The 6,701-nt window shown below is 64.8% G+C and carries 8 protein-coding genes and 1 pseudogene; 4 read left to right on the top strand and 5 right to left on the bottom strand.

The features are described 5' to 3' along the window. Positions 1–223, top strand: a pseudogene (locus RMO81_RS03150) (hypothetical protein); the annotation flags it as partial. Here RMO81_RS03150 and RMO81_RS03145 read toward each other — a convergent pair. Next, positions 217–1,485: a serine hydrolase gene (locus RMO81_RS03145; protein ID WP_310474281.1), complete on the bottom strand. Its 1,269-nt coding sequence runs from the start codon at positions 1,483–1,485 to the stop codon at positions 217–219. The pseudogene RMO81_RS03150 and the gene RMO81_RS03145 sit on opposite strands and share 7 nt — an antisense overlap. Positions 1,486–1,562: 77 nt before the next feature. Here RMO81_RS03145 and RMO81_RS03140 point away from each other — a divergent pair, with 77 nt between their 5' ends. Continuing rightward, positions 1,563–2,075 (top strand): RidA family protein, encoded by a 513-nt coding sequence (locus RMO81_RS03140; RefSeq protein ID WP_310474280.1) that lies wholly within the window; start codon positions 1,563–1,565, stop codon positions 2,073–2,075. Beyond that, the gene (locus RMO81_RS03135) at positions 2,072–2,668 is read left to right on the top strand and encodes a pyridoxamine 5'-phosphate oxidase family protein (protein WP_310474279.1); all 597 of its coding nucleotides are present in this window, start codon (positions 2,072–2,074) and stop codon (positions 2,666–2,668) included. Before RMO81_RS03140 ends, RMO81_RS03135 begins: the two co-directional genes overlap by 4 nt. On the opposite strand, the gene RMO81_RS03130 is transcribed toward RMO81_RS03135, so the two are convergent. From RMO81_RS03130 to ettA, 3 genes are read right to left on the bottom strand one after another with little or no spacing between them, the layout of a single operon-like run. Further along, the gene (locus RMO81_RS03130) at positions 2,665–2,925 is read right to left on the bottom strand and encodes a BrnA antitoxin family protein (RefSeq protein WP_310474278.1); all 261 of its coding nucleotides are present in this window, start codon (positions 2,923–2,925) and stop codon (positions 2,665–2,667) included. The genes RMO81_RS03135 and RMO81_RS03130 overlap by 4 nt on opposite strands. After that, on the bottom strand, positions 2,903–3,175 hold the full coding sequence (locus RMO81_RS03125) for a BrnT family toxin (protein ID WP_310474277.1): 273 nt from the start codon (positions 3,173–3,175) through the stop codon (positions 2,903–2,905). Before RMO81_RS03125 ends, RMO81_RS03130 begins: the two co-directional genes overlap by 23 nt. 54 nt (positions 3,176–3,229) lie before the next feature. Then, positions 3,230–4,909: an energy-dependent translational throttle protein EttA gene (ettA, locus tag RMO81_RS03120; protein WP_310474276.1), complete on the bottom strand. Its 1,680-nt coding sequence runs from the start codon at positions 4,907–4,909 to the stop codon at positions 3,230–3,232. A gap of 133 nt (positions 4,910–5,042) precedes the next feature. Between ettA and RMO81_RS03115 the strand changes: the two genes are divergently transcribed. Continuing rightward, positions 5,043–6,425 carry a M28 family peptidase gene (locus RMO81_RS03115; RefSeq protein ID WP_310474275.1) on the top strand — a complete coding sequence of 461 codons (1,383 nt, stop codon included), beginning with the start codon at positions 5,043–5,045 and terminating at the stop codon, positions 6,423–6,425. A gap of 79 nt (positions 6,426–6,504) precedes the next feature. Here the strand turns inward: RMO81_RS03115 and RMO81_RS03110 are convergent. Next, on the bottom strand, positions 6,505–6,701 hold a 197-nt coding region (locus RMO81_RS03110; RefSeq protein WP_310474274.1), incomplete at its 5' end, for a hypothetical protein.

Below are 6,701 nucleotides of genomic sequence, written 5' to 3'. Positions count from 1 at the left end.
CCAGCAGCATGGCAGCGTCGGTCAGGCCCGCCACGATGTCGCGATGACCCGGCTGTATAACGGCTTCGCCAGCGTGCCGGATCGCCGCCGATTCTGCGGTCAGGCCAGCCGCGTTGCCGGCCAGGTGCTGCAATTGCCCTCTGTCGATCTGCCGCGCATCGCCGCCCGCGCGCTCACCGCCATCGAACCCGGCGCGATGCGGCTGGTGAACAGCGCTTATTGAAGCGCCGCCACCACCGCATCATAGGCCGGCGTCGTCACCGCGGCATTGCCGCGATTGGTGGCGACCGGGTGGCTGCCCAGCCGCGCGATGACCACGCCGGCCGCTTGGTCGACATAAATGCCTTGCCCGTGCACGCCCATCGCCATCAACTGGCCGCCGGCGCGGTGCCACCATTGGCTGCCATAATTGCCATCGAGATTGCCGGTATATTGGCAGGCCACGAATGCCGCCGGATCGCCGCCGGCAAAGATGCGCTCGACCGTGCTGGTCGGCACGATCTGCGCACCGTTCCAGCGCCCGCCCAGCCGCATCATTTCGCCAATGCGGGCAATATCGCGCAACGACGCCATCAGTCCGCCGCCGCCAAATCCGGTGCCGATCCGATCCACGCCCAGCGCCGCATCATGGTCCATACCCATCCGCGCCCAGAATCGCGCCTCGATCTGCGCCGCCAGTGATTGGCCTTCGATGCGTTCAATGATCCATTGCAGCGCCGTGGTGTTGGGCGTGCGATAGACGAAATCGCCACCGTGCGCCGCATTCTTGCCCAGGCTCGCCACAAAGGCGAAATTGCCATCTGGCCCGGCATAATCCGCCAGACGCGGCACCCAGCCGGTGGCAATGCTCATGCGCTGCACATCGGTCAGCCCGTTCTGGCCGGGCACATAATCCTCGCTGAAGGCCAGGCCGGTGCGCATGTCCAACAGTTCGCGCAGTGTCGCATCGCCCAGGCCAGAACCAGCCAGTTCAGCCACATAGGCTTCAGCCTTCGCATCCGGGTTGAGCTTGCCTTCATTGATCAGCATCTCGGCGATGGTGCCGACAAAGCTTTTCGTGACGGAAAACAGGATATGTTGGGTGGCCGGCGTCGTGGCGCCAAAGTGGCGTTCATAGACCACCACGCCATCCTTCAGGATCAGGATCGCATCGGTGTAGGTCGCCGCCAGCGATTCCCGCCACGTCATGGCGGCGCCGTCCAGTGTCGTCAGTTGCACATCATCCAGATCGTCGCGCAGGGCCACGGGCAACAGGCTCACCGGGCCGGCGCGCCCGATGTTCACCGTCGGCACCAGTTCACGCATATGGGAAAAGCCCCAGCGCTGCTGCGGGAAGCGCCACATCGACCCATCGGTCCAGCGCACCTGGGCGTCGGCCGGCACGGGTGCGCCCTGCATCAGGCCCAGCACGACCGGATCGGTTTCGGCCGCACTGCCATTGGGCCCATGGGCAAATCCCGGCACGTGAAACGATGTGGCGGTCATGCGCCCTCCCCCTGTTTGATGTTCTGCGGCCAGATGCTAGGCCGGAGCCATCAACCCGGCAAGGAGTCCCCGGAGCCATGATCCACACCGCGCGCATCGCCCTTTTCGCTGTCGCCCTGATGGCTGCTCCCGCGCTTGCCGACACGCCCGAGCAGCGTCTCGCCGCCGCGGGCCTTGCCCTGCCGCCGCCTAATGCGCCCATCGGGCTTTATGTGCCGGCGGCGCGGGTCGGCAAATTGCTGTTCCTGGCCGGCCACGGCGAATGCCCGGCGGGCGCTGCCGGCAAGCTGGGCGCGACGATGGATGTGGCCGCCGGCAAGGCCAATGCCGCCAAGGTCGGCCTGTGCGTGCTGGCCACGCTGAAGGCCCAACTTGGCGAACTGAGCCGGGTGAAGCGCGTGGTCAAGGTGATGGGGCTGGTCAACGCCACGCCCGATTTCACCCAGCATCCCGAAGTGATGAACGGTTTTTCCGAAGTGATGGTCACCGCCTTTGGTGATGCCGGCAAGGCACCGCGCGTCGCCGCCGGCGCCGGCAGCCTGCCGCGCGGCTGGCCGGTCGAAGTGGACGTGATTGTGGAATTGAAATGAGACCAGAAGAAGATCTGCCCGCCATCCTGGCTCACGCCTGGAGCCTGCTGGTGCGCGGCGGTGCTGACCGAAAAAGCCCGCTGCATACGCCGGTGATCGCCAGCGTCGATGAACATGGCCTGCCCCACGCCCGGGTGATGGTGCTGCGCAAGGCCGAACAATCCGCCGCATCCCTGCGCCTGCACACCGATGCGCGCAGCCCCAAGGTGGCGCAACTGGATGGCAGACCAGTCGCCGTGCTGGCCTATCACCCGGGGGAGCAGGTGCAATTGCGCATCACCGGCACGGCGCGCGTGCTGACAGATGATGACGTGGTGGAGGGTATCTGGAACCAATCCACCTTGTTCGCCCGCCGCTGCTATCTGGCCGAACACCCGCCCGGCACCCCCCTGCCCGGGCCGTCGTCGGGATTGCCGGCGTGGATCGAAGGCCAGCAGCCGACCGCAGAGCAGATCGGGCCAGCACGTCCGAATTTCGCGACGCTGTGGATCGAGGTGACGGCGATTGATTGGCTGCATCTGGCCAACAGCGGGCATCGCCGGGCAGTGTTTCGCAGCGCGAATGGCTGGGCCGGGGAATGGGTCGCGCCCTAAGCGCCGACCGCCTTACGCAAAATCGCGTTGATGCGGCTCTGCCAGCCCGGCCCCTCGGCCCGGAAGCGCGCCAACACGTCCGCATCCAGCCGCAGCGTCACTTGGCTCTTGGGTTGGTCCCCCTGCGGCGGCCGACCAGCGCGGCGATAGGTGCCGGTCGCCGGCTTGACCACCTTGCCATCCACCCGCCAGTCGCCGCGTTCGGCAATGGCGCGGGTGATCACCGGCGCGTCATCAGGGTCTTGCCAATCCGACATCGCGCGCCTCCTCTTCATGCATGTGGCGCATCGAAATGATCCGCCGCCGATTGCCTCTTTGCGTCCACACCAACGCCACCGCCCGGCCGTTGATCCAGCCATAACTGAGCCAGCGCGGCTCACCATAGTCCCGGCGATCATCGAGCAGCGTCACGCTGGTGCCGGCAAACAGCCGCGGCGCATCACGAAAATCGAGACCACGATGGGCAAGCGTCAAAGCACGCTTGTCGTCGTCATACTCGATCTCCACGACCGCTATTATGTCGTTACATTATTGCAGGCGTCAAGAGGGAGCGCGCCCGCATCAGCGCGTGAGTTTCTTGTACGTCAACGCATGCGGACGGTCCGCCGCGTCACCAAGCCGGCGGCGCTTGTCTTCCTCATACATGCCGAAATTGCCTTCGAACCATTCAACATGGCTGTCGCCTTCAAAGGCCAGAATGTGCGTCGCCAGGCGATCGAGGAAGAAGCGATCGTGGCTGATGACCACGGCGCAACCGGCAAAGCTTTCCAGCGCTTCTTCCAGCGCGCGCAGCGTTTCGACGTCGAGATCGTTGGTCGGTTCATCGAGCAGCAGCACATTGCCGCCCTTCACCAGCATCTTGGCCATGTGCACGCGGTTGCGTTCACCGCCGGAAAGCTGGCCCACCTTCTTCTGCTGATCCGGCCCCTTGAAGTTGAACGCGCCTACATAAGCGCGGGTCAGCACTTCGTTCTTGCCGAAATAGAATTTGTCGTTGCCGCCGGAAATTTCTTCCCAAACATTCTTGTCTGGCGCCAGTGCATCGCGGCTCTGATCGACATAGGCCATCTTCACCGTTTCACCGATGCTGATTTCGCCGCTGTCGGGCACTTCCTGGCCCGTGATGATGCGGAACAACGTGGTCTTGCCGGCGCCGTTCGGCCCGATAATGCCCACAATTCCGCCGGGCGGCAGGCTGAACGACAGATTTTCAAACAGCAATTTGTCGCCATAGCTCTTGGTAAGGTTGGTGGCCTCGATCACCTTGTTGCCCAGCCGTTCCGGAATCTGGATGAGGATCTGCGCTTCGCCCAGACGGCGATTGGCCTGTTTTTCCACCAGTTCGTCAAAGGCCTTGATGCGCGCCTTGCTCTTGGTTTGGCGGGCCTTGGGGCTGGCGCGGATCCACTCCAGCTCCTGCTTGATGGCCTTTTCGCGGCTGGCGTCTTCACGGTCTTCCTGGGAAAGCCGCTTCTGCTTGGCTTCCAGCCAGTCCGAATAATTGCCTTCGAACGGAATGGCGCGGCCGCGATCCAGTTCCAGCACCCATTTCACCACATTATCAAGGAAGTAGCGATCGTGGGTGACCAGGATCACCATGCCCTTATATTCTTTCAGGTGGTTTTCCAGCCACGACACGCTTTCGGCATCAAGGTGGTTGGTCGGCTCATCGAGCAACAGGATTTCCGGCTTTTCCAGCAGCAGCTTGCACAGCGCGACGCGGCGCTTTTCACCGCCCGACAATCGCTCCACGCCGCTGTCTGCCGGCGGGCAGCGCAGCGCGTCCATGGCGATTTCGAGCTGGTTGTCCAGGGTCCAGCCATCCACCGCGTCGATCTTTTCCTGCAGCGTGCCCATTTCCTCGAGCAGCTTGTCGAAATCGGTATCATCCTTGGGGTCGGCCATTTCGGCGCTGATCGCATTGAAGCGGTCGACCAGATCGGCGACGGGGCGCACCCCGTCCATCACATTGCCCTTCACATCCTTGGTGGGATCAAGCTGCGGCTCCTGCGGCAGATAACCCACCTTCACGCCTTCGGCCGCCCAGGCTTCGCCCTGATATTCTGTGTCCATGCCGGCGATCACCTTCATCAAGGTGGATTTGCCGGCGCCGTTGGGGCCGATGATGGCGATTTTCGCCCCCGGCAGGAACGACAGGGTGATATCCTTGAAACAAGGCTTGTTGGCGCCGGGATAGGTCTTGGACAGACCCTTCATCACAAACGCATATTGATAGGCCACAGGGAGGCTCCGGATTCTGGGTGTTGGCAGGGACGCGGCTGCATTAGCCGATGGGCGCGATAGGCGCAAACGCGTCGATTGACCGGGCAGTGATGGCGCGTAAAGGACGAACGATACAACGGGGAACCCACACATGCGCCGCATCACCACCTTGGCCACTGCTGCCTGCCTGCTCGCCCTTCCTGCCATGGCGCAGCCGGCGGCGAACGACCGGCTGGCCACCGCTGCCCAGCTGCGCGATGGCGCGTTGGCCGGCAACAAGGCGTGGGGCCTGCTGACCAACCTTACCGACACGGTGGGCCAGCGCCTTGCCGGCAGCGAAGCCGAAGCGCGTGGCCGGGCGTGGGCCAAGGCGGAACTGCAGAAGCTGGGTCTGGTGAACATCCGCGAGGAGGCCTTCCCGTTGACCGCGTGGGAACGCGGGCAGGCCAGTGCCACCCTCGTGGGCAGCAATCACCAGCTGGCGCTGACCGCGCTCGGCACTTCAGGCGCAACGCCCGCCGGCGGCATCACCGCACCGGTCACCTGCTTCGCCAGCCTCGCCGCCTTCCGCGCCGCGCCTGAGAACCAAGTGAAAGGCCGCATCGTCTTCATCGATCACCGCATGACAGTCACCCAGGATGGCAGCAGTTACGGCGTGAACGGTGCCGTGCGCCGCGCCGCGCCGGCGCTTGGCGCGCAACGGGGCGCAGTTGCCGTGCTGATCCGCAGCCTGGGCACCGATTATCACCGCAATCCGCACACCGGCGGCACCGTATTCCCGGCCGGGGTGAGCCCCATCCCGGCGCTGGCGCTGGCACTGCCCGATGCCGAACTACTCGCCCGCCGCTGTGCCGCCGGGCAGGTCGCGATGCAATTGCTGGCAACGCCCATCAGCCGGCCGGGCCAGTCCGCCAATGTCTCCGCCGAAATTCCCGGCTCCGTTCCTGGCGAAGTGGTGGTGCTGGGCGGGCATCTCGACAGCTGGGATCAGGGCCAGGGTGTGTTCGACGATGGCGCAGGTGTCGTCATCACCATGGCGGCGGCGGCCGCGATCAAGGATCATGTGACGCGCACTGGCCTGGCACCGCGCCGCACCATCCGGGTGGTGCTGTGGGGCGCAGAGGAGTTCGGGCTGATCGGCAGCCGCGCCTATGCCGTAGCGCACAGCCAGGAGAATATCGTGCTGGCCGGCGAAAGTGATGCCGGGGCCGATCGCATCTTCACGTTCGATTCCAAGGTGGCCGAAACCGGCCTGCCGCTGTTCGCCGAAATGGCCGAAGTGCTGGCGCCGCTGGGCATTGATGCGGCGCGCACCAACAAGGCCGGCGGCGGGCCAGACGTCGGGCCGCTGGCCGCGGTGGGGGCTGGCATCATCGATCTGGGGCAGGACATGACGCGCTATTTCAACGTGCACCACACGCCCGACGACACGCTCGACAAGGTGGACCGCAAGCAGCTCGATCAGAATGTCGCGGCGTGGACGGCGGCGATCTGGCTGGCGGCCACCGATGATCGGCCGCTCAGGACCAAGTGAACCCGAATTATCAAGAAAGCAGGCCTCCGGCGGCCAGGGCCTGAGGCCCGCTTCCTTGGTCTCCGGGCAGCTTGGCGTGTCAGGGCTTGGCCAGCGGGTCTGCACATTGCGTGATGACGGGCACGCGCGCCGTGATGCTGGCGCCATCCTTGATGCTGAAGTTCAGCATCACCTCGTCCGGCGCATCCGCAGCGATGGTCAGGCGCACCAGCCGACATTCATGCGCGAAGCAGCCTTGCGCTGACGGGCGCTCGGCGGGATTCAGCAGCTTGTCGT

The organism is Sandarakinorhabdus sp. (assembly GCF_031422795.1).
Taxonomy (GTDB): Bacteria; Pseudomonadota; Alphaproteobacteria; order Sphingomonadales; family Sphingomonadaceae; genus Sandarakinorhabdus.
The sequence above is the reverse complement of the archived record's forward strand: the minus strand, read 5'-3'. Positions and strand labels throughout refer to the sequence as shown.

Excerpts from the sequence above, each read along its gene's own strand:
- RMO81_RS03130 (WP_310474278.1), bottom strand. The coding sequence starts at position 2,925 with ATGTCGGATTGGCAAGACCCTGATGACGCGCCGGTGATCACCCGCGCC.
- RMO81_RS03135 (WP_310474279.1), top strand. The coding sequence starts at position 2,072 with ATGAGACCAGAAGAAGATCTGCCCGCCATCCTGGCTCACGCCTGGAGC.
- RMO81_RS03115 (WP_310474275.1), top strand. The coding sequence starts at position 5,043 with ATGCGCCGCATCACCACCTTGGCCACTGCTGCCTGCCTGCTCGCCCTT.
- RMO81_RS03145 (WP_310474281.1), bottom strand. The coding sequence starts at position 1,485 with ATGACCGCCACATCGTTTCACGTGCCGGGATTTGCCCATGGGCCCAAT.
- RMO81_RS03140 (WP_310474280.1), top strand. The coding sequence starts at position 1,563 with ATGATCCACACCGCGCGCATCGCCCTTTTCGCTGTCGCCCTGATGGCT.